The 23,651-nt window shown below is 54.7% G+C and carries 24 protein-coding genes; 15 read left to right on the plus strand and 9 right to left on the minus strand.

The features are described from left to right. Positions 1 to 109 precede the first annotated feature (109 nt). The gene (gene iolG / locus VH86_RS13885) at positions 110 to 1,108 is read right to left on the minus strand and encodes an inositol 2-dehydrogenase (RefSeq protein ID WP_045833215.1); all 999 of its coding nucleotides are present in this window, start codon (positions 1,106 to 1,108) and stop codon (positions 110 to 112) included. Between the two features lie 238 nt (positions 1,109 to 1,346). Here iolG and VH86_RS13890 point away from each other — a divergent pair, with 238 nt between their 5' ends. Next, complete coding sequence (locus VH86_RS13890) at positions 1,347 to 2,372, plus strand: LacI family DNA-binding transcriptional regulator (protein WP_045833216.1); 1,026 nt, start codon at positions 1,347 to 1,349, stop codon at positions 2,370 to 2,372. Between the two features lie 118 nt (positions 2,373 to 2,490). On the opposite strand, the gene VH86_RS25755 is transcribed toward VH86_RS13890, so the two are convergent. After that, a complete protein-coding gene (locus VH86_RS25755; RefSeq protein WP_156150588.1) occupies positions 2,491 to 2,706 on the minus strand; it encodes a hypothetical protein in 216 nt (71 codons plus the stop codon). Between the two features lie 293 nt (positions 2,707 to 2,999). On the opposite strand from VH86_RS25755, the gene VH86_RS13895 reads away from it, so the two are divergent. Together VH86_RS13895 and VH86_RS13900 are read left to right on the plus strand one after the other, a co-directional pair. After that, positions 3,000 to 4,310: an MFS transporter gene (locus VH86_RS13895; RefSeq protein WP_045833217.1), complete on the plus strand. Its 1,311-nt coding sequence runs from the start codon at positions 3,000 to 3,002 to the stop codon at positions 4,308 to 4,310. 326 nt (positions 4,311 to 4,636) lie between these two features. Beyond that, positions 4,637 to 5,197, plus strand: a complete 561-nt coding sequence (locus VH86_RS13900; protein WP_156150589.1) for a hypothetical protein — start codon at positions 4,637 to 4,639, stop codon at positions 5,195 to 5,197. Between the two features lie 235 nt (positions 5,198 to 5,432). On the opposite strand, the gene VH86_RS13905 is transcribed toward VH86_RS13900, so the two are convergent. Next, positions 5,433 to 6,107, minus strand: a complete 675-nt coding sequence (locus tag VH86_RS13905) for a GntR family transcriptional regulator (protein WP_045816141.1) — start codon at positions 6,105 to 6,107, stop codon at positions 5,433 to 5,435. A gap of 114 nt (positions 6,108 to 6,221) precedes the next feature. Between VH86_RS13905 and VH86_RS13910 the strand changes: the two genes are divergently transcribed. From VH86_RS13910 to mdcH, 12 genes are all read left to right on the plus strand, one after another. Next, complete coding sequence (locus VH86_RS13910; protein WP_045833219.1) at positions 6,222 to 6,902, plus strand: DUF2848 domain-containing protein; 681 nt, start codon at positions 6,222 to 6,224, stop codon at positions 6,900 to 6,902. An 11-nt stretch (positions 6,903 to 6,913) separates the two neighbouring features. After that, on the plus strand, positions 6,914 to 8,257 hold the full coding sequence (locus VH86_RS13915) for an amidase (protein WP_045833220.1): 1,344 nt from the start codon (positions 6,914 to 6,916) through the stop codon (positions 8,255 to 8,257). Beyond that, complete coding sequence (locus tag VH86_RS13920) at positions 8,257 to 8,892, plus strand: DUF4286 family protein (RefSeq protein WP_197080217.1); 636 nt, start codon at positions 8,257 to 8,259, stop codon at positions 8,890 to 8,892. Before VH86_RS13915 ends, VH86_RS13920 begins: the two co-directional genes overlap by 1 nt. Then, complete coding sequence (locus tag VH86_RS13925) at positions 8,885 to 10,198, plus strand: MFS transporter (protein WP_045833221.1); 1,314 nt, start codon at positions 8,885 to 8,887, stop codon at positions 10,196 to 10,198. Before VH86_RS13920 ends, VH86_RS13925 begins: the two co-directional genes overlap by 8 nt. A gap of 271 nt (positions 10,199 to 10,469) precedes the next feature. Continuing rightward, positions 10,470 to 12,125 (plus strand): malonate decarboxylase subunit alpha, encoded by a 1,656-nt coding sequence (mdcA, locus tag VH86_RS13930; RefSeq protein ID WP_045833222.1) that lies wholly within the window; start codon positions 10,470 to 10,472, stop codon positions 12,123 to 12,125. Beyond that, on the plus strand, positions 12,125 to 12,976 hold the full coding sequence (locus VH86_RS13935; protein ID WP_045833223.1) for a triphosphoribosyl-dephospho-CoA synthase: 852 nt from the start codon (positions 12,125 to 12,127) through the stop codon (positions 12,974 to 12,976). Before mdcA ends, VH86_RS13935 begins: the two co-directional genes overlap by 1 nt. Positions 12,977 to 12,989: 13 nt before the next feature. Further along, positions 12,990 to 13,289 carry a malonate decarboxylase acyl carrier protein gene (gene mdcC / locus VH86_RS13940; RefSeq protein ID WP_034830400.1) on the plus strand — a complete coding sequence of 100 codons (300 nt, stop codon included), beginning with the start codon at positions 12,990 to 12,992 and terminating at the stop codon, positions 13,287 to 13,289. Further along, complete coding sequence (locus VH86_RS13945; protein WP_045833224.1) at positions 13,282 to 14,118, plus strand: biotin-independent malonate decarboxylase subunit beta; 837 nt, start codon at positions 13,282 to 13,284, stop codon at positions 14,116 to 14,118. The genes mdcC and VH86_RS13945 overlap by 8 nt, the downstream gene beginning before the upstream one ends. After that, on the plus strand, positions 14,115 to 14,915 hold the full coding sequence (gene mdcE / locus VH86_RS13950; RefSeq protein ID WP_045833225.1) for a biotin-independent malonate decarboxylase subunit gamma: 801 nt from the start codon (positions 14,115 to 14,117) through the stop codon (positions 14,913 to 14,915). The genes VH86_RS13945 and mdcE overlap by 4 nt, the downstream gene beginning before the upstream one ends. Before the next feature lie 140 nt (positions 14,916 to 15,055). Beyond that, complete coding sequence (locus tag VH86_RS13955; RefSeq protein WP_045833226.1) at positions 15,056 to 16,015, plus strand: AEC family transporter; 960 nt, start codon at positions 15,056 to 15,058, stop codon at positions 16,013 to 16,015. A gap of 2 nt (positions 16,016 to 16,017) precedes the next feature. Continuing rightward, a complete protein-coding gene (locus VH86_RS13960) occupies positions 16,018 to 16,626 on the plus strand; it encodes a malonate decarboxylase holo-ACP synthase (RefSeq protein WP_045833227.1) in 609 nt (202 codons plus the stop codon). Beyond that, a complete protein-coding gene (gene mdcH / locus VH86_RS13965; RefSeq protein ID WP_045816129.1) occupies positions 16,623 to 17,522 on the plus strand; it encodes a malonate decarboxylase subunit epsilon in 900 nt (299 codons plus the stop codon). Before VH86_RS13960 ends, mdcH begins: the two co-directional genes overlap by 4 nt. Here the strand turns inward: mdcH and VH86_RS13970 are convergent. From VH86_RS13970 to VH86_RS13995, 6 genes are all read right to left on the minus strand, one after another. Beyond that, on the minus strand, positions 17,504 to 18,451 hold the full coding sequence (locus tag VH86_RS13970; RefSeq protein WP_045833228.1) for a LysR family transcriptional regulator: 948 nt from the start codon (positions 18,449 to 18,451) through the stop codon (positions 17,504 to 17,506). The genes mdcH and VH86_RS13970 overlap by 19 nt on opposite strands. 108 nt (positions 18,452 to 18,559) lie before the next feature. Then, positions 18,560 to 19,819: a Fic family protein gene (locus VH86_RS13975; protein ID WP_231647218.1), complete on the minus strand. Its 1,260-nt coding sequence runs from the start codon at positions 19,817 to 19,819 to the stop codon at positions 18,560 to 18,562. A gap of 375 nt (positions 19,820 to 20,194) precedes the next feature. Next, positions 20,195 to 21,040 (minus strand): metal ABC transporter permease, encoded by an 846-nt coding sequence (locus VH86_RS13980; RefSeq protein ID WP_045833229.1) that lies wholly within the window; start codon positions 21,038 to 21,040, stop codon positions 20,195 to 20,197. Next, positions 21,033 to 21,896 (minus strand): iron/manganese ABC transporter permease subunit SitC, encoded by an 864-nt coding sequence (gene sitC / locus VH86_RS13985; RefSeq protein ID WP_045816126.1) that lies wholly within the window; start codon positions 21,894 to 21,896, stop codon positions 21,033 to 21,035. Before sitC ends, VH86_RS13980 begins: the two co-directional genes overlap by 8 nt. Further along, on the minus strand, positions 21,880 to 22,665 hold the full coding sequence (locus VH86_RS13990) for a manganese/iron ABC transporter ATP-binding protein (protein WP_045833230.1): 786 nt from the start codon (positions 22,663 to 22,665) through the stop codon (positions 21,880 to 21,882). Before VH86_RS13990 ends, sitC begins: the two co-directional genes overlap by 17 nt. Beyond that, complete coding sequence (locus VH86_RS13995) at positions 22,662 to 23,561, minus strand: metal ABC transporter substrate-binding protein (RefSeq protein ID WP_045833231.1); 900 nt, start codon at positions 23,559 to 23,561, stop codon at positions 22,662 to 22,664. The genes VH86_RS13990 and VH86_RS13995 overlap by 4 nt, the downstream gene beginning before the upstream one ends. Positions 23,562 to 23,651: the final 90 nt, after the last annotated feature.

Below are 23,651 nucleotides of genomic sequence, written 5' to 3' on the forward strand. Positions count from 1 at the left end.
CTTTCGGGGTTCACTTCATAAAGGACGCCCTGACGCATAATGCGTTATCCATCCCTATTGGGAGCCGTTGGAGGGGGCGAACCCGGGATCGCCCGTTATCGGCACCGCTTTACAGCAACGACTGCGGCGCTACCGGCTTGCCGGTTTTCAATGACTCCAGCGCGGCATCCGCCAGCAGTAACGCCTGCAATCCATCATTACCGCTGGGATAATGACCTTCACCTTTGACCAGCGCATCGATCAAGGTCGCGAGTTCATTGCGATAAGCTTCGGCATAACGCTGCAGGAAGAAGTGCTGCGGCTTCTGCGCCACCACGCCATTGGCAACGGATTTCACTAATTGTGACTCCAGCTGATTCGTCACCTGTAACATCCCTTCGCTACCGTGTACTTCAATACGCTGATCGTAACCATAGCTGGCACGACGGCTATTAGTGATCACCGCCATCTTGCCGCTGGCGCAGGTCAGGGTTACCACTGCGGTATCCACATCGCCCAGCGCTTTAATCTCAGGATCCACCAGTGCAGCTGCGCTGGCAAACACCGATACCGGCTCTTCATTTAACAACCAGCGTGCCATGTCGAAATCATGAATCGTCATATCACGGAACAGGCCGCCAGAGACTTTAACGTACTCGGCAGGCGGTGCGCCTGGGTCACGCGAGCTAATGGTCACCAGCTCGGTTTCACCAATCTCGCCATCACGCAGACACGCCTGCAGGTGCGCCATGCTTGGGTCAAAGCGACGGTTGAATCCCACCATCAGCGGCACGCCTGCTTCGCGCACTGTGGCTAAACAGCTCTGCACGCGTTCCAGGCTCAGGTCTACCGGTTTTTCACAGAAGATGGCTTTTTTGGCGCGGGCGGCGGCTTCAATCAAATCTGCGTGGGTGTTAGTGGCGCTGCAAATCGCCACCAAGTCAATCGAGCTGTCCGCCAGTATGGTGTCGAGGTCCGCCACTTGAGCGCCGTATTTCTCGGCCAGCGCATTGGCGGCAGGGGCGTAAACATCCATCACATACGCCAGACTGCACTGCGGGTGGGCGGCGATATTCCCGGCATGAATTTGTCCAATACGGCCAGCACCTAAGAGAGCAACTTTTAGCATTTTTCTTTCCTATTAAGGGCGACAGGTGATGGCGCTATTAATCGACTTAGCGTGCGGTTAAGTCAAAACAAAGCCCAAAACGAAGGGTGAAAGGATGAGGCCGATCACATATAAATTTGAGGTTTATCACCTCAAAATCAAACTAATTAAGTAAATACAGTATGTTATATCGATTTGATTTCTTTAGACTTATCAAGGTATTGTTGCCATCACGAGGTGGATAACATCAGGAACCGTCATGGCACTGCACAACTGGAAATCACCTTCCATCAAGGATATCGCGCAGGAAGCGGGTGTCAGTCCGGCCACGGTGGATCGAGTTCTTAATGGACGTGAAGGCGTGCGCGACGTGACGCGCAAGAAAGTGGACTCTGCCATGGCGCGGCTAGGTCTGCAGTCGGAGGGAGAGAGCCGCAGTGCCGGTGTTCAGCGCGTGGCGATCATCTGCGAATCGGGTAGCAGTTTTGGCGGTCAGCTTGAGCGCCAGGCGCGCGTGATGAAGGCGGATCGCCCGCAATTGCACATCAGTATGGATACCTTGCCGAGTGTCCAGTTTAACGCCGACCGTTTCAGCCAATTGATCACCCGCCGCGCCAGAGAAGCCAGCGGCATTATTTTGGTATGCCGTGACGATGTGAAAATTAATCGCGCGGTGAAAGCCGCCATTGACGATGGCGTGCAGGTCATTTGCCTGACCAGCGATCTACCGAATTCCCGCCGTACCGCTTATGTCGGTATCGACCAAATCGCCTCTGGAGCGACCGCCGGTTGGTTTATGGGCCGCATGCTGCCGCCGCAGCAACCAGGCAATATTTTATTGATTTGCAGTTCGACTTATCGCACCCAGGAGGAGCGCGAAATCGGCTTTCGCCGCGTGCTACGCGAATCATTTCCGTGGCTGACGATCCGTGACCGCGTCAATATCAACGACGAAGCGGAAACGGCCTGGCACAGCGTGAAAAAGTGGCTGGAAGAGGGGAAACCGCTGGCCGGAATTTACAACACGGCGGGAGGGAATGAAGGCGTCGCCAGAGCGCTGGAAGCGTTTGGTGTGCAGGATCAGGTTATTTTCACCGGGCATGAGTTGAGTGAATCGAGTCGCTTACTGCTGGAGACAGGCACGATGGATATGGTGCTGGGACATGATATGCGGCGGGAGATTGAGCAGTGTCTGGCGATATTTGAACAGCCGTTGAGTGAGCGCTCATCGGCGGATGTGAAAACGCCGTTGCTGATTTACCACCGCTATTCGTACTTCTCATAAGCGTCGATCATGATTAACGATGAATGGTGTCAATAAAAATACTTTAAGTCATTTTGCAGAGACTATCAGCACCCCAATTCTCACGGCCAGGTCTGGAACGGCACCATAGGTATCAGCATCATTCAGCAAACTCGCTGAATCGCCAGCGGGCATTCCCTCTCCCTGGATTGAATTGCTCGGCTTGATAACGAGCAAGATGAATACGATGCAGTAAAGAGCCTGCTGATAGTTTGATGATTGAAATATCAAGTGAGGGATGCGGTGCGGGGATGATTTCCCCTGCCGTTAAACTGGACAGGGGAGGTGATTGCTTTTGCTCTGGCTGTTTATCCATGTTCAATCTAACCAGCATTTCACCATTAATAGCGACCTTGTTGCATGTCATGTTACGGCATCAGGTTACACCTGCTGTTTCAGCCACCAATCCGAATCAATCATCCCGCCAAAAATCGTATGGCTGAACTTGATGGCTCTAAAACCGGTGAATTGTGCCCCTGCGATCACGCCGTAAGTAACACAGTTTCTTAACATTCATCCCAGTGATTAAGATCGCAATAATTATTACCAAACTCTCTTTAATAAGGAGCCATAAAGCTTACGCATGGTTGCGCAAAGAGAGAGGGCGTTATGCACGAGAAAATCCCCGGAACACGTTGGTATCGCGTTATTGCCCCGATTTTAATTACCTGCATCATCTCGTTTATGGACCGCGTAAATATCAGCTTTGCGCTGCCAGGCGGCATGGATCAGGATCTGGCGATCACCAGTCAGATGGCCGGTATGGTGAGCGGCATCTTCTTTATTGGTTATCTGTTCTTACAGGTACCGGGCGGACGAATCGCGGTGAATGGCAGCGGTAAACGCTTCATCGCCTGGTCACTGATCGCGTGGATGGTGGTCTCCATCGCCACCGGTTTTGTCACTAACCACTACCAACTGCTGGCGCTGCGCTTTGTGCTGGGTATCTCCGAAGGCGGCATGCTGCCGGTGGTCCTTACCATGGTCAGTAACTGGTTCCCGGAAAAAGAACTCGGACGCGCCAATGCCTTCGTGATGATGTTCGCGCCGCTGGGTGGCATGTTTACTGCGCCGATTTCCGGATACATCATCAATGTGCTCGACTGGCGCTGGCTGTTTATTATTGAAGGCATGCTCTCTGCAGCGGTGTTGCTGGTGTGGTGGCTGGTGATCGCCGATCGCCCGGAAGAAGCGCGCTGGCTCCCTGCCCGTGAGAAAGCGTATCTGTTACGGGAACTGACCCGCGAACGCGCCGCCCATCGCAGCGCTGCGCCAGTGAACAAAGCGCCATTGAAAGCAGTTTTCCGTCATTCTGGCTTGATGAAGCTGGTGGCACTGAACTTCTTCTATCAGACCGGCGATTACGGCTACACGCTGTGGCTGCCGAGTATCCTGAAAAATCTTACCGGCACAAATATGGCGGGGGTCGGCTTATTAGCGGCAATCCCGTTTGTGGCCACTATCCTGGGTATTTATGCGATTTCGTGGCTCAGCGACCGCACGGGAAAACGCCGTTTGTGGGTGATGGTTTCCCTGCTCTGTTTCGCCGCCGCGCTGCTGGCTTCGGTGGTGCTGCACAGCAATATCGTCGCATCTTACATTGCGCTGGTGGTGTGCGGTTTCTTCCTGAAAGCGGCAACCAGCCCGTTCTGGTCGATTCCCGGCCGTATCGCCTCGCCAGAAGTGGCGGGTGGTGCGCGTGGCGTGATCAACGGGCTGGGTAATCTGGGTGGGTTCTGCGGACCGTATCTGGTCGGCATGATGACGATGCTGTATGGGCAGAGTGTGGCGGTGTGCTGGCTGGCGGGATCGCTGGTGGTGGCCGGCATTATTACGGCATTGCTGCCGCGTAATTGCGATATCAATCCGTCGGCTCCGCGTGAAGCCGGGGCGGATGATAGGCTGATGAGCGTGAAGTAAAGGGTTGCGCTGCCGTTAGCAGCGCAACGCTGACCTCGCAGACACTATTTTAGAGTGGCATGTAAAGTTCATTAAGAACGGCGTGCCAAATGCATCACATTCAAATTTATCGAAGATTATTTCTCTATCAAACCCCAATTATTTGAATAAATTAACCCTAATCGGCATATCTCATTGCTGGTGCGTAAGTATTCCGCTAAGAACACGCAAGCGAAATGAAATAACCCTGCGCGGCAGGATATGAAAGGTGTATGATTTTTTTGAGACTTAAGTCCAATGTAAATCAGAAAAAACCTAATTCATTGCAACATTGCGTGAGTATTCGTATGCCACTGACTAACGCCAGGGTACTTAATCTGGGAACGACTTCGCTCGTGCTGTATTCAGATTGCCAATATACCGTAGCCGGTATTTCAGCCATGATGCGTGAGAGATTTCCACAGCAACCCACTGACAGTACCATCATCATCGTCAATGCCTGCTCGATGTCTCTGGAGGCAAGAATGAATGATGTTTTCGTATTACGAAAAAGATATGGCGAGCGCGCATTTATTTTTGTGCTGACGCAGGATAAAGACAATTACGAGATCTATTCCCGTATTCACTTTGTTTCACTGAGATCATCAGCCAATGCGCTACTGTGCTACATCATGAGTGCGGTGATATTGCATGAAAGTAGAGCCGTCAGGCTATCGTTGCAAAGTATGCAAATCATCTACATGAAATCATTGGGTGTCGAGATTGCGGATATTGCATCACTGATGAACAGAAGTTATTCAACGATAAAAAACAACTTTTCATACTGCAAAAGGCGTTTGCATATCAGGAGTTCATTCTCTGAGCGAGCACTGATCTATATTGCGAAAGGTATTGTCTGTAAACAATAATAAGGCAGGTCATGTCACAACTGGTTTTGGTTTTTATATTATGTTTAGTCCTGGCATTTTCAATTTATGCCATTGTACATGGTAAAAAGAAAAAGCGCTTTTACAGCAGAAAAATTTCAAGTCGCCGCTCGATTCGGCAGCAAGATTGAATCGCCCAGTGACCGCGAGTCGGTTGCTGGGTGCCTTGCCAACACAAGCGCTTAACGCCTGGTCATGAGGGAAATTTCCGGAGAAATCAGGTCGAGAGCAGGGCACGCTTAAACGAGAAAATATGAGCTCGGGCGGCATCGGCCGCTCGTTGCGTGTCACCGGACTCCAGCGCGTTAATAATCTCATTATGCTCCGCAATGACCTCATCCATATGGACAACATTGGACAACGTTGTCGCCCAAAAGCGCTGTGCCTGCGCATGAATCACACTCAGAATATCTGACAGCCGACTGTTTCCGGCGATATCCGCCAGCACCTGATGAAATTCGCGATCCAGCAACATCATTTCTTCGCGGCTACGTGATTCGCTCGCTCTGGCGATTTGCTGGTTTAGTTCGCGCAGCTGTTGAATGTGTGAATCAATGACTTTCTGACTGGCTAGTTCGACACACAGGGTTTCATTGACCAATCGCACCTCAATTAACTCCAGTGCATCATCTATCGACAAAGGCGCCACCATTACGCCTTTGCGCGGGATGATCTGCAACAGCCCCTCGGTGGCCAGCCGATGAATCGCTTGATTGATCGGTGTTCGGCCCATTGCCAAATCGTCCATCACCTGAGCGGTATTTAAATACTCCCCCGGTTTGTAGCGAAGCGTGATGAGCTTGTGCCTGAACGCCAGATAAGCCTGTTCATTCAAAGAGAGGCTCTTTTCCCGGCTGGCTGGGTTCACATTTTCAGTAACTGACTCACTCATCACGACGTTCCTTTTTTTGCCAATGAGACATATTACACAAAAATCTGGCATGAAAATCGCTAGTTTGAAAACACAGTGAAATTTCACAGTGATTTTTCAAATGGAGATCATCACATGCACCTTCAGTTCACAACCGGCGATGAAGCCGCTAGCACGCTCGATGTCGAGGTTTCCCATTTCATTATTGCGGGTTGGGCCGGACGCGATAGTGATGCGGTGTTGCACCATATCAGGGAGCTTGAGGCGCTGGGCGTGCCCGCTCCCGGTGCAGTACCGTTGTTTTACCGCGTCGCGACCAATCAACTGAGCCAGCAGCCACTGCTGGAAGTGGTCGGCAATGAAACTTCCGGGGAAGCCGAACCCTTTGTGTTTTTCCATCGGGGTGAGTGGTGGGTCTCCCTCACTTCAGATCACACCGATCGTTATCTGGAAACCTTCAGCGTTGCCCTCTCCAAACAGGCCTGTATTAAACCGGTTGCCAGCAAAGCCTGGCGCATGAGCGAGGTGGTTGAGCACTGGGATGCGCTGGAGCTGACCTCGTGGATAAAAGAGCAGGGCGAATGGGTGGTTTATCAGCAGGGCACGCTGGCCTCATTACTGACACCACAAGATCTGCTGTCCCGCTATCTGAACGGCAGCCCGGCTAAAGAAGGGGTGGCGATGTCCTGCGGCACCCTGGGTGCGATTGGCGGTATTCGTCCCTCCAATGAATTCCGCATGGCACTGCACGATCCACGATTGAACCGCACGCTGGAACACGCTTACTGCACTGGCGCGCTGCCAGTGGTCGCTTAAGGAGCATGCTAATGACCACACTCTGGCAAGCAAGTCAGCAGCTTCAGGCAGGTAACGCGTCTCCTGAAGCTTTTACTGAATCGGCATTGCGCGCAGCGCAGGATCCGTCAAAAGAGGGGGATCTTGTTTTCACCACCCGCTATGCCACCCAGGCTGCTCAACAGTCAACAGCAGCGAGTGCGCGCTGGCAAACCCAGCAAGCCTTCAGTGCTATTGATGGGCTGCCTGTCAGCATCAAAGATCTGTTTGATGTGCAAGGCGAGCCAACCACGGCGGGTTCACATTTGCTCCTGAATGCAGAACCGGCAGCAGCGAATGCCCGCGTGGTCGATCGCTTACATCACGCCGGGGCGGCGATTGTCGGTAAAACCAACATGACCGAATTTGCCTTTTCCGGGCTGGGTATCAATCCGCATTACGGCACACCGGCTAATCCGTGGCGTCGCGAAGACAAACGCATTCCGGGCGGTTCTTCTTCTGGTGCGGCTGTCGCCGTGGCAGACGGCATGTGCCTGGGCGCTATCGGCACTGACACGGGTGGATCGGTGCGCATTCCTGCTGCGCTGTGCGGCTTGACCGGCTTCAAACCCACCGCGAATCGCATCAACCAGGTGGGTACGTTACCGCTTTCTGCTTCACTCGACAGTATCGGCGTGATTGCCCATGACGTACGCAGCTGCTGGCTGCTGGACAGCGTTATCGCAGAACAGCCGCTGGCACTCCAGCAGCTTGAGTTGTGCAATGCGCGTTTCGCCATCCCGCAAACCCGTGTACTGGATGGACTCGACCAAGACGTTGCGCTGGCCTGGAAACACGCTATCGCGGTGCTGGAACAGGCGGGGGCCACCCTCATTGCACTGCCACTTGAAGAGCTGGATGAGTTGAACAGTATGAATGCGCGTGGCGGCATGACTGCCTACGAGGCATGGCAGTGGCATCAACAATCCGCACTGGCGCAACCCGAAGCTTACGATCCTCAAGTGTTAGTGCGTGTGCAGCGTGGCAGTTTGCTGACGGAGCAGGATGCCAGTGAACTTCATCAACAGCGGAAAGCGTGGCAGCACCGCATCAATGGCGCGCTGGCAGACTTTGACGCCTTACTGATGCCCACCGTTCCACGTATCGCGCCGACCATCGCTTCTCTGAACGATGCGCAGCAGTACATGGAGGTCAATGCTTTGATGCTCCGCAACACTAGCGTGATCAACATGCTGGACGGCTGTGCGCTCTCTTTACCCTGCCATCAAACCGGTTGTGCGCCGGTTGGCCTTAGCCTTGCTTCTGTTCATGGTGATGACGCCCGCTTAATCAGCTGGTCGCTCGCCGTGGAAACTGCCCTCAACTGGAGATCCTGATGATGACTCAATCCCACGGCATGCTGTTTGTCGCCACCAACATTGGCGCTGAAGACGAAGCGGACTTCAACCAATGGTATGACCATGAACATGTAGAAGAGCGCGTCGCGATCAGTGGCTTCTTAAGCGGAACGCGCTACCAGGCTATCCATGCTGAGCGCAAATATCTTGGCCTGTACGAAACCGAGGCGCTGGAAGCCTTTACCAGCGCGGATTATCACGCGGCCTTCACTCGCCAGACCGAATGGTCAGTGAAAAATCTGCAAAAGATGGTTAATCCAATGCGCCGGGTCAGCGCGATCACCCATAAGCATGGCAAAGGGACCGGCAGCCAGCTGGCGGTGGTGACGCTGAAAGCGCTGGATGCCAGCGTGTTGACTGCGTGGCAGCAGCAAATTAGCCCTACGCCGGGCTATGTTGCCTCCAGTTTACTCACCCCGGATGTTGTGCTCAGTTCTCCGTTGCCGATGGAGAGCAAAGAACAGCGTCAAATGCTGCCCATGCTGCTGATTCACTGCAGTAACGCATCAAGCTGTGACCAGCTGGCTGCACAGGTAGCGGAACTGATGATGGGCGATGTTCAACGCTATGCCTTTAGCTGGCAGTTAACGAAACAGGAGATGGCACATGGCTAATACAGACTCTTCATTACAGCAGACGGTGCGTGATGAGCGCACCGCTTCAAAAACCGGCCGTCTGGCCGCCGCCAGTTCCATCGGCACTGCGCTGGAGTGGTATGACTTTACCGTTTACAACATCATGGCCGCGCTGGTGTTTAACCATGTGTTCTTCCCGAGTTTTGATCCACTGGTCGGCACCATTCTGGCATTTTCAACCTATGCGGTAGGCTACATTTCTCGTCCGCTGGGCGGTTTTGTATTTGGTCATTTGGGTGATGTCGCTGGGCGCAAAGCGGTGCTGATCATTACGCTGGTGATCATGGGCGTCACCACCGCGTTAATGGGCTTGCTGCCCGGTTATGCCGTGTGGGGCATCTGGAGTCCGGTGTTGTTAGTGGCGCTGCGATTTGTGCAGGGCATTGCACTGGGCGGCGAATGGGCGGGTGCCGTTTTACTGTCGATGGAGCACGGTGATGCGGATAAACGTGGGCGTAATGCATCTTTTGCACAGGTGGGGCCTTCCTGCGGAACCTTGATTGGCACCGGTTTTATCACCCTGGTGACGGTGATGATGAGCGGCGATCAGTTTCAGGCATGGGGCTGGCGGATTCCATTCCTGCTGAGTCTGTTGCTGGTGCTATTTGGATTGTGGCTGCGTCGTGGCGTGGAAGAGACACCGACCTTCGTCGCGATGCAGGCTGCGGAAAAAACGACGCATACGCCACTGAAAGAAGTGTTCGTCAACTATCCGAAACAGCTGCTGATTGCGGGTGGATCGCGTATCGGTTCCGATGTGCTCTACGCGCTGGTGGTGGTGTTTACCCTGACGTATGTCACCACCGTATTGCAGCTGCCACGTCCGCTAGCATTGATGGCCACGATGTTGGGCGCAATAGGGAATGCTATTACCGTCCCGATGTTCGGTGCGTTATCAGATAAATGGGGACGCCGCCCGGTTTACATCACGGGTGCTGTGTTGGCCATCGTCTGGTCTTTCGTGTTCTTCGTGTTGTTAGACAGCACGCAGCCGGTGCTGATTGTGCTGGCGGTAATAGGAGGGCTGCTGATCCATGCGATCATGTATGGTCCGCAGGCCGCATTCGTTACCGAGCAGTTTCCCAGTCACGTTCGTTATGCCGGATCGTCACTGGCTTACACGCTGGCCGGTATTGTTGGCGGTGGATTTGCACCGTTGATCATCACCACGCTCTATAAAGAAATGGGCACTACGCTGTGGGTGTCGCTGTATGTCACGCTGGCATTGTTAATCACGCTGTTTGCCGTGTGGAAGGCAAAAGAGACGGCGCATAAGCCGTTGTAACTATGTGGATTGCGGCAGTCATTGAGTGTGGGTGGCCTTAGGGCCGCCCATAACTACCTGACATTATTCACATCTGCACTCCTTACTCTTCCCAAAGCAGCGGGACACAATTCTCCCCCCTAATCGTTGATCAACCGCAAATTTCTGTCCTCTTGATCATTACTCTCAGGCTAACGATCACATCCTCAGGTTGATTGATGGCTGAACGGCTTAAGACCACACTTTCCTGCATTGACGTCATCAAGATATTCGCTCATTCAGGAGGTTAGTCATGTCATCAGGACAACAAACGGCGCGAGTGTGGAATACGCGCCGCATCGAAAAACAGCGGCGGCAGGCGTCCGTGCCGGTGCAGGGCAAGGTGTTACCCACTGAACACATGGTCGAGATGATGGAAAAATTAATCTCGCCAGGTGATCGCGTCGTATTGGAAGGCAATAACCAGAAACAAGCCGATTTCCTCTCACGCATGCTGGCCGAGGTCAACCCGCAAGTCGTGCACAATCTTCATATGATCATGCCGAGCGTGGGCCGCAGTGAACACCTCGATATCTTCGAAAAAGGCATCGCCCGCAAGCTCGATTTCTCCTTCTCCGGCACGCAAAGTCTGCGTATTTCGCAGCTACTGGAAGACGATCAGCTGGAAATCGGCGCGATTCATACCTACATCGAACTCTACTCCCGCCTCTACGTAGACCTCGCTCCGAATGTCGCGCTGATCGCCGGATACAAAGCTGACCGTAAAGGCAATCTCTACACCGGGCCAAGTACCGAAGACACGCCAGCATTGGTTGAAGCAGCTGCTTTCCACGACGGGATTGTGATCGCGCAGGTTAACGAACTGGTGGATGACGAGTGTGATCTGCCGCGCGTCGATATCCCTGGCTCATGGATCGATTACGTGGTGGTTGCCGACAAACCCTTCTTTATCGAACCGCTTTTTACCCGCGATCCGCGGCTAATCAAACAGGAACACATCCTGATGGCGATGATGGCGATAAAAGGCATCTACGCCGAACATCAGGTGCAATCGCTCAATCACGGCATTGGTTTCAATACCGCCGCCATCGAATTGCTGCTACCAACCTACGGTGAGCAACTCGGTCTGAAAGGCAAAATTTGTAAACACTGGACGCTGAACCCGCACCCCACCTTAATTCCCGCCATTGAAAGTGGCTGGGTCGAGAGTGTGCACTGCTTCGGCGGTGAACTGGGTATGGAAGAGTACATTCGCGCGCGCCCGGATATCTTTTTCACCGGAGCCGATGGCTCGATGCGCTCTAATCGCGCGATGTGCCAGCTGGCGGGTCAGTATGCCGTCGATATGTTTATTGGCTCAACGCTGCAAATCGATGGTCTGGCAAATTCCTCAACGGTCACGCGCGGTCGCCTTTCTGGCTTCGGTGGCGCGCCGAATATGGGCCACGATCCGCACGGTCGTCGTCATGCAACCGCCGCCTGGCTGGCGATGAAAAATGGCGAAGATGCTATGGAACGCGGCCGCAAGCTGGTGGTGCAGATGGTGGAAACCTTCCAGGCCGGCGTGAAACCGACTTTCGTCGAGAAACTCGATGCGATTGAGGTCGCTAAAAACGCCGGGATGCCGCTGGCACCGGTGATGATCTACGGCGATGACGTGACGCACGTCCTGACGGAAGAGGGCATTGCCTATCTGTATCGCGCGCAGGATCTCGAAGAGCGTCGGGCGATGGTGGCGGCGGTGGCCGGGATTACCGACATCGGTCTGGGAGTGGATGCCAAACGCGTCGCTGAACTGCGTCGCAGCGGCAAAGTGGTGTTCCCGGAAGATCTCGGCATTCGCCGCGCGGATGCCACGCGTTCGCTGCTGGCGGCCGGTAGTGTGGCTGATCTGGTCGAATGGTCTGATGGCCTTTACAACCCACCGGCAAAATTCCGGAGCTGGTAATGAAACGACTCGCGCCGCAATCGGTTGAAAGCCGCCTGCATCAACTGGCACAGCACGCCACCGATTGCCTGATCGAAGAAGTGAATCTGACGCCGAAACCGGGGCTGGTGGATCGTCGCGGTAGCGGCGCGCATCAGGATCTCTCGCTGGCGCTAATGGAACGTTCTGCACGCAGCCTGACGCCGACCTTTTATGCGCTGGCGCAACAGTGCTGGCAGCGTCCAGCGGATATCGCTTTGCGCGAAACCGTTGGCCGTCTGGGCCGCGAAGGAGAACGCCGGATGATGGCCGCCACCGACGGGGTGAATACCCATCGTGGCGCCATCTGGGCATTGGGTCTGCTGGTCAGTGCGGCGGCGATGCAGAGCGGTGATGCGAACAGCGAACAACTCTGTACCCGCGCCGCTGAACTGGCTTGCTTACCGGATCGGCATGCCCCGAAAACCTTTAGCAAAGGGCTGCGTGCGGTGCATCGCTTTCAGGTGCCAGGCGCACGTGAAGAGGCACAGCAGGGCTTTCCGCACATCACACAACGGGCGCTGCCGCAGTTATGGCGCAGTCGTGAATCTGGAGCCAACGAAACCGAGGCGCGGCTTGATGCGTTGATGGCGATTCTCACCTCGCTCAGTGACACCTGCGTGCTCAACCGTTCAGGCATGAACGGTTTGCTGACCTTACAACAGGGTGCGCACGCGGTGTTACAGGCGGGTGGCACTGCGCACATAGCGGGTCGTCAGGCTTTACAACAACTGGATAGCGCGATGCTGGCGCTGAATGCGTCACCCGGCGGCGCGGCTGATTTACTCGCCGCCACGCTGTTTATCGATCGCGTCAGCATCGCCACTCATTGATTAAGAGGTTGCTATGGAAAAGATAACGTTGTCTTACCCGGCACGTCGCACGCTCAGCGGAAATGCGCTGGCGGGCGTAGTGGGATCGGGTGATATGGAAGTGCTGTACCGCGCGGATAACAGTGCCGTGCTCAGCGTGGCGATCACCACCTCGGTGGATAACAGCAAAGCGCGATGGGATGCACTGTTCAGCCGCCTGGCGGAACTGACCGAGCTACCGGCGGGCCAGCTGGTGATCCATGATTTCGGTGCCACGCCGGGTGTCGCACGTATCCGCATCGAACAGGTGTTTGAGGAGGTGAATCATGCGTGATGACAGCAGCTTTATTGAATTACGCGCCCGTCAGCGTGCGCTGGCATTGCTGGACAGCGGCAGCGCGCGCGAATTGCTCGATCCGTTTGAAGGCGTCATGTCACCGTGGCTGGAAAAGCAGGGCATTGTGCCGCAGGCCGATGACGGCATGGTAGTGATGAAAGGCACGCTTAACGGTAATCCTACCGTAGTGATCGCTATTGAAGGTACCTTCCAGGGCGGCAGCATGGGTGAAGTTTCCGGCGCGAAGATGGCCGGTGCGCTGGAGTTGGCGGCTGAAGACAATCGCAACGGCATTCCGACGCAAGCCATTCTGTGTCTGGAAACCGGCGGCGTGCGCTTGCAGGAAGCTAATTTGGGGCTGGCGGCGATTGCGGATATTCACGCTGCCATCGTCGATCTGCGTCAATACACCCCGGTGATTGGCATTGTTGCCGGGACCGTTGGCTGCTTTGGCGGGATGTCGATTGCCGCAGCGCTGTGCAGCCATCTGATTGTGACACGTGAAGCCCGTCTGGGATTGAATGGCCCGCAGGTGATTGAGCAGGAGGCGGGCATTGATGAGTATGACTCGCGTGACAGACCGTTCATCTGGAGCATGACCGGTGGCGAGATTCGCTATCAAAGCGGGCTGGTCGATGCGCTGGTGCCAGACGGTGTGCAGGCGATGAAAACGGCAGTGGATGCCGCGTTAGCACAAGGGGTTCCGGCACAGCATCGCAGCGAAAACTATGCATTTTATCTTGAGCGTTTAAGCCACTTCGATACCGCTCAACAGGCCAGCACAGCCACTATTCATCAGGTCTTCCATCCGGAGGTGAAATCATGAGCGCACACAACAGTCGGGGTGAGCTGTGGCTCAGCCAGTTAACCGCCGGAGCGGCCCGCCACACTGGGCTTTGCCCGTCCGTGCAGGTCGCAGATGCCGAACTCAATGGCGAAACCGCCCGTTACATTGCTGTCGTTCCGGATGCGCACAATCGCTATCCACGCGCTGCGCAGGGTGAAGTGGGCCTGCTGGAGGGCTGGACGCTGGCGAAAGTGGTGCAGGAAACCCTCGCGGAAGACGCTGCCAACGCCGTGAAACGGCCGATTATCGCGGTGATTGATGTGCCGAGTCAGGCTTATGGCCGGCGTGAAGAGGGCTTTGGTATTCATCAGGCATTGGCTGGGGCCGCCGGTGCGTATGCGCAAGCGCGTCTGGCCGGGCATCCGGTAATAGGGCTGATTGTGGGTAAAGCAATGTCCGGTGCATTTCTGGCGCATGGCTATCAGGCCAATCGACTGATTGCCTTTAACGATCCGGCGGTGCAGGTACATGCCATGGGTAAAGCCTCGGCGGCGCGTATCACCCTGCGCACCGTGGAGGCGCTGGAGAAACTTGCCGCCAGCGTGCCACCAATGGCCTATGACATCGGTAATTACGCCACGCTCGGCCTGTTGTCGTCGCTGCTGGACATCACCCATCCGGATGCGCCGACGGCCGAAGAGGTCACGCGCGTTAAAGCCACGCTGGCGGAAGCGATTGACGATACGCGCCGTGTGCCTGGCCGGGGTTCGCGCCTGGCGGCACCCCATCGTCAAAGCTCGGCGCTGGTACGCGAACGTCTGCGCGCCAGCTGGTAACACCCTAATAATAAAAAGCATTAAATCAACCTGCCGGCTGTCAGTATGCCGGGCGCACGCGGCGTCCGGCCTCTGCGGCAACTGATAAATTCAACACCATCGCGTCAGTACTCACTCTTTTAATAACAAACAGGTGATTTATGACTTACGTGATTCTGCATGCTCTGGCTCCGATCTTCATTATCATGTTGCTCGGATTCTGGGCCGGCAAAGCCAAAATGGTTGATAACAAGAACGTCTCTTTGCTCAATATTTTTGTGATGGATTTTGCGCTGCCCGCCGCGTTGTTTAGCGCTACGGTGCAAACGCCGTGGAGCGGGATTGTGGCGCAGATGCCGCTGATTGTTGTACTGACGCTGGCGATGTGGGTGGCCTATGCGGTGCTCTATTTCGTTGCCACTAAAATCTTCAAAAAATCACCACAGGATGCGGCTGTATTGACGCTGACTGTGGCGTTGCCTAATTACGCGGCGCTGGGTTTACCCATCCTTGGCAGCGTGGTGGGAGAAGGTTCGGCGACATCACTCTCTGTTGCCGTCTCCATTGCCTGCGGTTCAGTGCTGATGACCCCCTTCTGTCTGCTGATACTCGAACGTGAAAAAGCGCGCTCGGCGGGAGAAACACAACGCTCGACGCTGGCGATGCTGCCGGTGCTGATGTGGCGCTCGGTGAAAAAACCAATTGTGCTGGGGCCCCTACTGGGCGTGGTGCTGTCGGCGATTGGCATCAAAATGCCGGATTTGGTGCTGGCCGCGATCAAACCACTCGGTCTGGCGGCCACAGCCGCCGCACTGTTCCTCACCGGGGTGATCCTGTCGGCACGTCAGCTGAAGATCAACAGCATGGTGATCAGTTCCACCGTCACCAAACTGCTGATCCAACCGTTGCTGGCGTGGGGGATTGTGATGCTGTTTGGCCTGCACGGCACCGTGGCGATTACCGCGATTCTGATGATTGCGCTGTCAGCCGGTTTCTTTGGTGTGGTGTTTGGCAACCGCTTTGGTGTGCAATCACCGGATGCAGAAGCGGTGTTATTACTCAGTTCGCTATTGTCGATTGTGTCACTGCCGCTGTTTATTAGCTTAACTTCAGGAATGTAATCATGAATATCCGCCCACACGACCTGCTCTGGCTGCACGCTGATACCACGCTGCTTGATATTCAGGAGAGCTGGGTAGCACAGCAGTGGAACGCTCAGCAGCCGGTTGTGGTGCGGCGCGATGTGATGCGGCAGGATCGCATTCCGATTGGCGTGCGCGGCAGTGCGCGTCATCAACGGGCGGCGGGATGGGTGCGAGGGCAGGATGTGCTGCGCATTGATACGCCGGAGGGGCTACTGGCGCGCGCAAGCGATTCTGTGTTTCGCGCATTGCCTACGGTTGAGGCAGTGATACAACTTTATCAGCAGCGCTGGTCTTGGTCGTGGGGCGTGACCGGTAGCACGGGATTCGCCTTAGCGACCGGATTGCCGGTGCTGCATGCCACAAGCGATCTCGACCTGTTAATTCGCGCACCTCAGCCGTTGCAGACGGAGGAGGTTAAGGCCTGGCAGCAACAACTGTCAGGTTTGCCCTGTCGGGCTGATACCCAGGTGGAAACGCCGGTGGGTGCCTTCGCGCTTAATGAGTGGCTGCGCGAGGGGCGCGTGTTGCTGAAAACCGCATGCGGTCCACGCCTGACAACGCTTCCCTGGGCGGAGGACATAAAATGAAAACGCTGTTCACTTTTCCGGGGCAGGGCACGCAACGGCCTGGCATGTTGCAGTCGCTGGCGCGCGATGAGACCTGGCAAGTGGCACATGAGGTGCTGGGAGAGGAGCTGATGCAACTCGATTCCTCCGTGGCACTGCAACATACGCGCGCGGTACAACTGGCGCTGCTGATTACGGGTGTGTCGGCGGCACGCCAGCTGATGTCCCGCGGCGTGCAGCCCGATATGGTGTGTGGACTGTCGATTGGTGCGTATCCTGCGGCGGTGATCGCAGGGGTTTTGGATTTTGCCGATGCTCTGCACCTTGTGGCGTTACGCGGTGAACTCATGGAGCAGGCGTATCCGCAGGGCTATGGTTTGACGGCCATCAGTGGGATGACGCTGGCGCAAGTTGAAGCGCTGGTAGATGGACAAAACAGTTTCATTGCCAACATCAATGCCGAAACCCAGATTGTGATAGCGGGAAGCGACAGCGCCATGGCCGCAGTGGCGCAGCAGGCGCTGGCGCAAGGGGCACAGCGAGCGCAGCGGCTGGCGATCAGCGTGCCTTCACATTGCGCGCTACTGGATAGTCCAGCGCAGCAGCTCAAAGCCGCTCTGGACAAGGTCAGATTACAGCGTCCGCCATTAGCGTATCTGAGCGGCAGCAGCGCTCGCGTTCTCTGGCAGCCAGAGCGTATTGCTGACGATCTGGCGATGAACATGGCGCGCAGCGTGCGCTGGCATGATGCGATGGTGGCGGCGAAAGAACGTGAAGTGCGTCTGGTCGTTGAAATGCCGCCCGGTGAAGTGCTGACGGGCTTAACGCGCAGTGTGCAGTGCCAGGGAGAGTGTATTGCCCTTGAGCGCAGCGGCGCTGAAGTGGCGCTGCGTCTGTTTCAGCGGCTCGCTCGCTGAACTTTTTCCTGCAAACTCAGGGCGAACATACGCCCTTCAGCCACCAGTGCCAGCAGATTCGGATCATGTTCACGGTTGCGCGGAAACACGATGGCGATCTGCTGTCGCATTTGGTACGGCTCGGCTAAGCGCAGAAAACGCAGATCGTTTTCATACTGCTTACGCATCCTGCCCGGCACCAGCGAATAGCCCATGCCGGCCTGCACCAGACTGAGCATCGAGAAGATGTCATTCACGCGCGTGACGATATTGGGTTCAAAACCGGCTACGTGGCAGGCTTCCTGAAATCCGGCAAAGGTAGCAAAGCCTTCTGCCAGCGAGACAAAGGGTTTATCGCTGTAGCTGCGCAGGTCGATATCTCTTTCACTGTGGTCACTGTTACCCGCTGGCACGGCAAGAAAGATATCGTCCTGAAACAGCGCGACCTGCTCAAAAATCTTTTCATCGATCTCGGCTTCGCTGACAGAAATGATAATCGCATCCAGCTGATTATCTTTTAGCGCGCGCAGCAGCAATTCATTTGAACCCATGGTGAGGTTGAGTTCTAGCTCCGGGCGCCGCAGCTTCATTTTCATGATCAGGCGCGGCACGGTTTCCAGCGACAGCGAATACAAGGTGCCAACCCGCAGATGCCCCAGGCCAATGCCTGCGGTGCGTCGTGTTTCATCAATGCCCTGGCTCAGTGTGGCCAGTGCTTCCCTGCTGTATTCCAGCAGCGTCGAGGCGGCAGGCAGTGCCACCAGGTTGCGGCCTTTATGTTCGAACAGCGGGCAACGCAAACTCTCTTCGAGCGTGTGCAGTGCACGGTGCACACTCACGGTGCTGATTCCTAACGTTTCAGCCGCTCTGGCGAGGTTTTCCGTTTCCATGTAGCAAGTGAAAATCAGCAGTTTGCGTACGGTGAGATCGTTGTCGAGGGTCAGTTTCATGCCGGTTTCAGGTCGTGAATCAGAAGTGCCACTATAGCGTTAAGTCGCGACTCGGGTTAGTCAAAAACGAGTGTGAACGTTGTTTTTCGGTCTCGCTAAAAATAATGGCTAACCTGGACGACCCTGACGAATCCACTGATCCGTTAACGATATTGAAAGACGATACCGGGCACAATTTAACGTACTCAATATGCGCAGCTCGTTCTGCAAAAGCTGCATAAATCGCTCTCTGTCTTCAGGATCAAGGTCAATCATCTGCATGGCAGACTTGATATTCTGACCATCGGCAACGATTAAGCGAATAGTCGTGTTTAAGTTTTCACGGTGACGAAGTCTAAACGGATCCGGAACCCCCATGGCTTCCAGTGTGACGGCATAGCGCTTAATTGAACGACGATATAAATGTTCGAACAACTTAACGGCTAAAGTCACGTCACGTTTTTCATAGATTCCCATCATCGCGTATGCATAGCTTGTTACATCAGCATCAAGAAAGGAGAGTGGAGCACTATTGTAAATCATGAGCGGAATATTTGCGGCCAGCCTGCTGGTTCTTTTGTTTCCGTCTTCAAAGGGTTGCAAATAAGCGATATTGACCCACAGGAAAAAGGCTGACTCCACAGGATTATTAATCAGCCGTGCTTTTTTGAGAATAAGGTCGAACATTTCTTGTAACAGGAACGGTGCCTGTAGTGGGGTGTAGGTCGTTCCCGAAATATTCACGATTTTGCGCCTGATAGCCCCCAACTCGTCAGGATTTGAGAGTAAATCGTGCATCAATAAAGCATGCAGGTTGCTGATTACCGGCCCAGTTAATCCAGACTCAGGGACCGCATCGACCAAAAACTCAATTGCCTGTTTATGGTTAAGCAGCATGACGGCATCCAAATCATTCGAAGCCGCGCCACTTTTGAACAGCTCCTCGGTGGCCAGCAATGAATATCGGTTTCCTTCAAGTTGAGAGGATGACCATGACAAATCAATGAGCAATTGCTCCAGAACTTTCCGCGCGTATGTCCCCGCGGGCTGTTGCCCTGCCATTTTGCCTTCATTCATTAAGGCCAGGGCTAGCGTCTGAGGCAGGAGGAACGTTTCGTTCGGAATATAATTGTCCACGAAGCTTCGGTCATACCCGGAAATATCCCTTACTGACAGAGGTAAGTTTAGATATTGATGCAGTGACTGAGCTGAAGAGATTGGAGAGGAATGATATTCAGGTGTTTTCTCCATAACCGATGAACTGGGTTGGGGCAGTATGTTTGAGGGCGCTTGTGCGGTATAACGAGTCCCCCTTCCTAAGCCATGCCTGATAATTTTGTTTTGACCAAGCAAAACCTCGACATGACGTTTGATCGTTGAACGACCCACACCCAGCCGACTCGCGAGATCACCGGAACTGAGCGAAGACTCGGCAAGTGCGATGGTCGAGAGAATTCTGTGTTGTAGGTCTGAAAGATCATCTGAGGAAGTTAGCCGGATCAAAATCGTACACCTCTGAGATTAGCTTAAAATCCACATAATCAGGAACCTGCATGGCCCATGCATAGCACTCATCGAGTGCTTTGGGAGCATGGGTTCTGGTTCATGGCCCATAATGAATGTTAATGGCCCACGTTAATGAAGTTATGGCCCACACTGAACATTTACGGCCCATTATAAATCATAATCGGCCCATTTCACTCATTATCGGCCCAGGAAAACAAATTTATGGCCCAAGTGGAAAATTTGCGGTCCGTTAGCGCTTTATTTGACAGCCACAGAGCCGCGACGATTCTCACTATCGCGCCAGCTCACACTCACAAATGTCACCACGAATAACAGGCTATACAGCACCACGATGGTGGGGCCCGGCGCGCTATCGAGGAAGAAGGATGCGTAAACGCCGCACAAGCCAGTGAGAATGGCGATCAGCGCCGCCAGCAGCATCACCTGTAGGAATCGCCGCGCCAGTAACAGCGCAATCGCCCCCGGTGCGATGAGCATAGCGATCGACAAAATCACGCCCACCGATTTCAGCGCGGCAACGATGGTTAGCGCAATCAAACACAGCAGCCCGTAATGCATCAAATTGCCGTTTATACCGCAAGCGCGCGCCTGTTGTGGGTCAAACGCATGCAGTAAAAGATCGCGCCATTTCACGCTCAGCACCAGCACCACCAGCAGCGCAATCACAGCAGTTTGCGCGATATCTGCCCAGCCAATACCCAGCATATCGCCGAATAGAATGTGGTCGAGATGAACTTCCGGTTTCAGTTTCAAATAGAGCACCAGTCCGGCACCAAACATCCCCGAAAACACAATGCCCATCACCGTATCAGGTTTGATGCGGCTGTTCTGGCTGATAAAACCGGTGGCGAGTGCGCACAACATGCCTGCGATAAATGCCCCTATCGCATACGGTAAGCCAACCCACCACGCCAGCACCACACCGGGAAAAACCGCGTGACTCATGGCATCACCGAGCAGGGACCAGCCTTTCAACACTAAAAATGCGGACAGCATGGCGCAAGGCAGTGACAACATCAGCGTGACGACCAGCGCCATGTTCATAAATTCAAACTGAAACGGGCTGAGTAATAATTCAATCATTGGCGTTGATCTCCAGAGCCTGGCGCGCACGTCGCCGCGCGGCTAGCACACCGTGTTTTGGGGCAAACACAAACGCCAGTAGGAACACGACGGTTTGTGCCACCACGATCACGCCGCCGGTGGCGCCGTCGAGGAAATAGCTGCTCCACGCGCCAAGGAAGCTGGTGATGCTGCCGATAGCCACCGCAATCATCAATAAGCGCGGGAAGCGGTCAGTCAGCAGATAAGCAGTGGCACCTGGCGTTACGACCAGACAAATCACCATAAAGGCACCGACGGTTTGCAACGCAGCCACGGTGGAAGCGGCGAGCAAGGTAAAGAACAGAATCTTCAAGCCGGTAGTATTCAGCCCAAGGGAACGCGCATGGCTTTCATCGAAGAAGGTCACCATCAGATCCTTCCATTTCAGTAGCAGCAACGTCAGCGTCACCACACCGATGGTGCCGAGCTGCCAGATATCGGCGGGCGCCACCGCGAGGATGTTGCCGAGAACGATGGTTTGGATATTGACCGAGGTGGGATTGAGCGACACCAGAAAGAGACCAATACCGAAGAAGGAAGAGAAAATCAGTCCGATGATTGCGTCCTCTTTCAGGCGCGTACGCTGGTTAAGAAACAGCATGCTGCCTGCCGCCAGTCCGCCCGAGAGAAAAGCGCCGAGCGAGAAGGGCAGCCCTAACATATAGGCGCCGGCTACACCGGGCACAATCGAGTGCGAGAGTGCATCACCAATCAGCGACCAGCCTTTGAGCATCAGGAAACAGGAGAGAAACGCGCAAATCGCCCCGACCAGCGCGGCGATCCACATCGCGTTCAGCATATATTGATAGCCAAATGGCTCAATAATCCACGACATGATCCGCCCCCGGGCGTGCGGCAATCTTCTGTAATAACGCGGCATTGCGCTGCTGCACTTCGCCATCGAAAGTACGCGCCAGATTGGCGGCGGTGAACGTATCGCGCAACAGGCCGCTGGCCAGCACGGTGTTTTTCACCAGTACGCAACGGTCGCAGTAATCAGGAATGGTATTGAGATCGTGTGTGGAGACCAGCATGGTGCGGCCCTCATCGCGCAACTCTTGCAACAGGGCGATGATCGCCGCCTCAGTTTTAACATCGACGCCGGTAAAGGGCTCATCCAGCAAGATGATTTGCCCACTTTGCGCCAGTGCCCGCGCGAGAAAAACGCGTTTTTTCTGCCCGCCGGAGAGTTCACCAATCTGGCGATGACGAAAGTCCTGCATCCCGACGCGAGCCAGCGCTTGATCCACGCTGCGCTTGTCCTCCGCACGCGGGATGCGCAGCATGTTCATATAGCCGTATCGACCCATCATCACCACATCTTCCACCAGCACTGGAAAACTCCAGTCCACCTCTTCGGACTGCGGAACATAGGAGACAATATTGCGTTTCAGCGCAGTTTTGGCGGGCATTTCCGCCAGCGTCACGCTGCCTGTGGAGAGTGGCACAAAGCCCATGATGGCTTTGAACAACGTGGATTTCCCGGAACCGTTGACGCCCACCAGCGCGGCAATGCTGCCCGATGGCACGGAAAACGATGCCTGGCGCAACGCGGTGTGGCCGTTGCGATAGGTCACGCTGACATCCTGCACGTTAAGGGTCATGATTTGCTCCCGGCGGTGATGCCTTTCGCCACGGTATCGGTGGTGACACGCAGTAAATCAAGGTAGGTCGGCACCGGTCCATCGCTGTTGCTGAGTGAATCGACGTAAAGCACGCCGCCATAGTGGATACCCGCTTCACGTGCCACCTGCTCGGCCGGTTTAGCTGAGATGGTGCTCTCGCTAAAGATGGTCGGGATCGGGTTGGCTCTTACCGCATCGATCACTTTGCGCACCTGCTGTGGTGTGCCTTGTTGATCGGCATTGATTGGCCACAGGTAAAGCTCTTTGAGTCCCAGGTCACGCGCGAGGTAAGAGAACGCGCCTTCACTGGTGACCAGCCAACGTTGATTTTCAGGCAGTTGATCGATGGCAGCACGCATCGGGGCCAGAGTTTGCTGGATTTGCGCTTTGTATCGATCCGCATTGGCCTGGTAAACATCGGCATTGGCGGGATCGTATTTCTGTAAGGCTTTACGGATATTATCGACGTAGATCAGTGCATTATCCGGTGACATCCACGCATGCGGATTCGGCTTGCCATTGTAAGGCCCCTCGGTGATGCCCAGGGGTTGGATTCCTTCTGTTACCGTCACCTCAGGCACATTTTTCAGACGCTGATAGAAGCGACTAAACCACAGTTCAAGATTAAAGCCGTTCACCAAAATCAGGTCTGCTCCCTGCGCGCGACGGATATCGCCCGGGGTGGGTTGGTATTCGTGGATTTCAGCGCCGGGCTTGGTAATGGAGGTCACTTCGGCGGCATCGCCCGCGACGTTCTTTGCCATGTCAGCGATCACCGTGAAAGTGGTGACCACTTTGAGTTTGTCGGCAGCAAATGCCGAAGCGCTCATCGAGAGCGTAAGCATCACCACCGATACAACGTGCCTGGTCAACATAGTCATCCCCTAAGAAGTATAGCCTGTGCTATACATTATAGTGAATGCTATGAATGTGAAGTGTTTTTGTCCACTTTTTGCTGTTTACGA

The organism is Pantoea sp. BL1, from assembly GCF_000963985.1.
Lineage (GTDB): Bacteria > Pseudomonadota > Gammaproteobacteria > Enterobacterales > Enterobacteriaceae > Pantoea > Pantoea rwandensis_B.

Excerpts from the sequence above, each read along its gene's own strand:
- VH86_RS13920 (WP_197080217.1), top strand. The coding sequence starts at position 8,257 with ATGATGACTCAATCCCACGGCATGCTGTTTGTCGCCACCAACATTGGC.
- VH86_RS13890 (WP_045833216.1), top strand. The coding sequence starts at position 1,347 with ATGGCACTGCACAACTGGAAATCACCTTCCATCAAGGATATCGCGCAG.
- VH86_RS13905 (WP_045816141.1), bottom strand. The coding sequence starts at position 6,107 with ATGAGTGAGTCAGTTACTGAAAATGTGAACCCAGCCAGCCGGGAAAAG.
- mdcA (WP_045833222.1), top strand. The coding sequence starts at position 10,470 with ATGTCATCAGGACAACAAACGGCGCGAGTGTGGAATACGCGCCGCATC.
- mdcE (WP_045833225.1), top strand. The coding sequence starts at position 14,115 with ATGAGCGCACACAACAGTCGGGGTGAGCTGTGGCTCAGCCAGTTAACC.
- VH86_RS13945 (WP_045833224.1), top strand. The coding sequence starts at position 13,282 with ATGCGTGATGACAGCAGCTTTATTGAATTACGCGCCCGTCAGCGTGCG.
- VH86_RS13900 (WP_156150589.1), top strand. The coding sequence starts at position 4,637 with ATGCCACTGACTAACGCCAGGGTACTTAATCTGGGAACGACTTCGCTC.
- VH86_RS13910 (WP_045833219.1), top strand. The coding sequence starts at position 6,222 with ATGCACCTTCAGTTCACAACCGGCGATGAAGCCGCTAGCACGCTCGAT.
- VH86_RS13960 (WP_045833227.1), top strand. The coding sequence starts at position 16,018 with ATGAATATCCGCCCACACGACCTGCTCTGGCTGCACGCTGATACCACG.
- VH86_RS13970 (WP_045833228.1), bottom strand. The coding sequence starts at position 18,451 with ATGAAACTGACCCTCGACAACGATCTCACCGTACGCAAACTGCTGATT.
- sitC (WP_045816126.1), bottom strand. The coding sequence starts at position 21,896 with ATGTCGTGGATTATTGAGCCATTTGGCTATCAATATATGCTGAACGCG.
- VH86_RS25755 (WP_156150588.1), bottom strand. The coding sequence starts at position 2,706 with ATGGATAAACAGCCAGAGCAAAAGCAATCACCTCCCCTGTCCAGTTTA.
- VH86_RS13935 (WP_045833223.1), top strand. The coding sequence starts at position 12,125 with ATGAAACGACTCGCGCCGCAATCGGTTGAAAGCCGCCTGCATCAACTG.
- VH86_RS13990 (WP_045833230.1), bottom strand. The coding sequence starts at position 22,665 with ATGACCCTTAACGTGCAGGATGTCAGCGTGACCTATCGCAACGGCCAC.
- iolG (WP_045833215.1), bottom strand. The coding sequence starts at position 1,108 with ATGCTAAAAGTTGCTCTCTTAGGTGCTGGCCGTATTGGACAAATTCAT.
- VH86_RS13955 (WP_045833226.1), top strand. The coding sequence starts at position 15,056 with ATGACTTACGTGATTCTGCATGCTCTGGCTCCGATCTTCATTATCATG.
- VH86_RS13915 (WP_045833220.1), top strand. The coding sequence starts at position 6,914 with ATGACCACACTCTGGCAAGCAAGTCAGCAGCTTCAGGCAGGTAACGCG.
- VH86_RS13980 (WP_045833229.1), bottom strand. The coding sequence starts at position 21,040 with ATGATTGAATTATTACTCAGCCCGTTTCAGTTTGAATTTATGAACATG.
- mdcC (WP_034830400.1), top strand. The coding sequence starts at position 12,990 with ATGGAAAAGATAACGTTGTCTTACCCGGCACGTCGCACGCTCAGCGGA.
- mdcH (WP_045816129.1), top strand. The coding sequence starts at position 16,623 with ATGAAAACGCTGTTCACTTTTCCGGGGCAGGGCACGCAACGGCCTGGC.
- VH86_RS13925 (WP_045833221.1), top strand. The coding sequence starts at position 8,885 with ATGGCTAATACAGACTCTTCATTACAGCAGACGGTGCGTGATGAGCGC.
- VH86_RS13995 (WP_045833231.1), bottom strand. The coding sequence starts at position 23,561 with ATGTTGACCAGGCACGTTGTATCGGTGGTGATGCTTACGCTCTCGATG.
- VH86_RS13895 (WP_045833217.1), top strand. The coding sequence starts at position 3,000 with ATGCACGAGAAAATCCCCGGAACACGTTGGTATCGCGTTATTGCCCCG.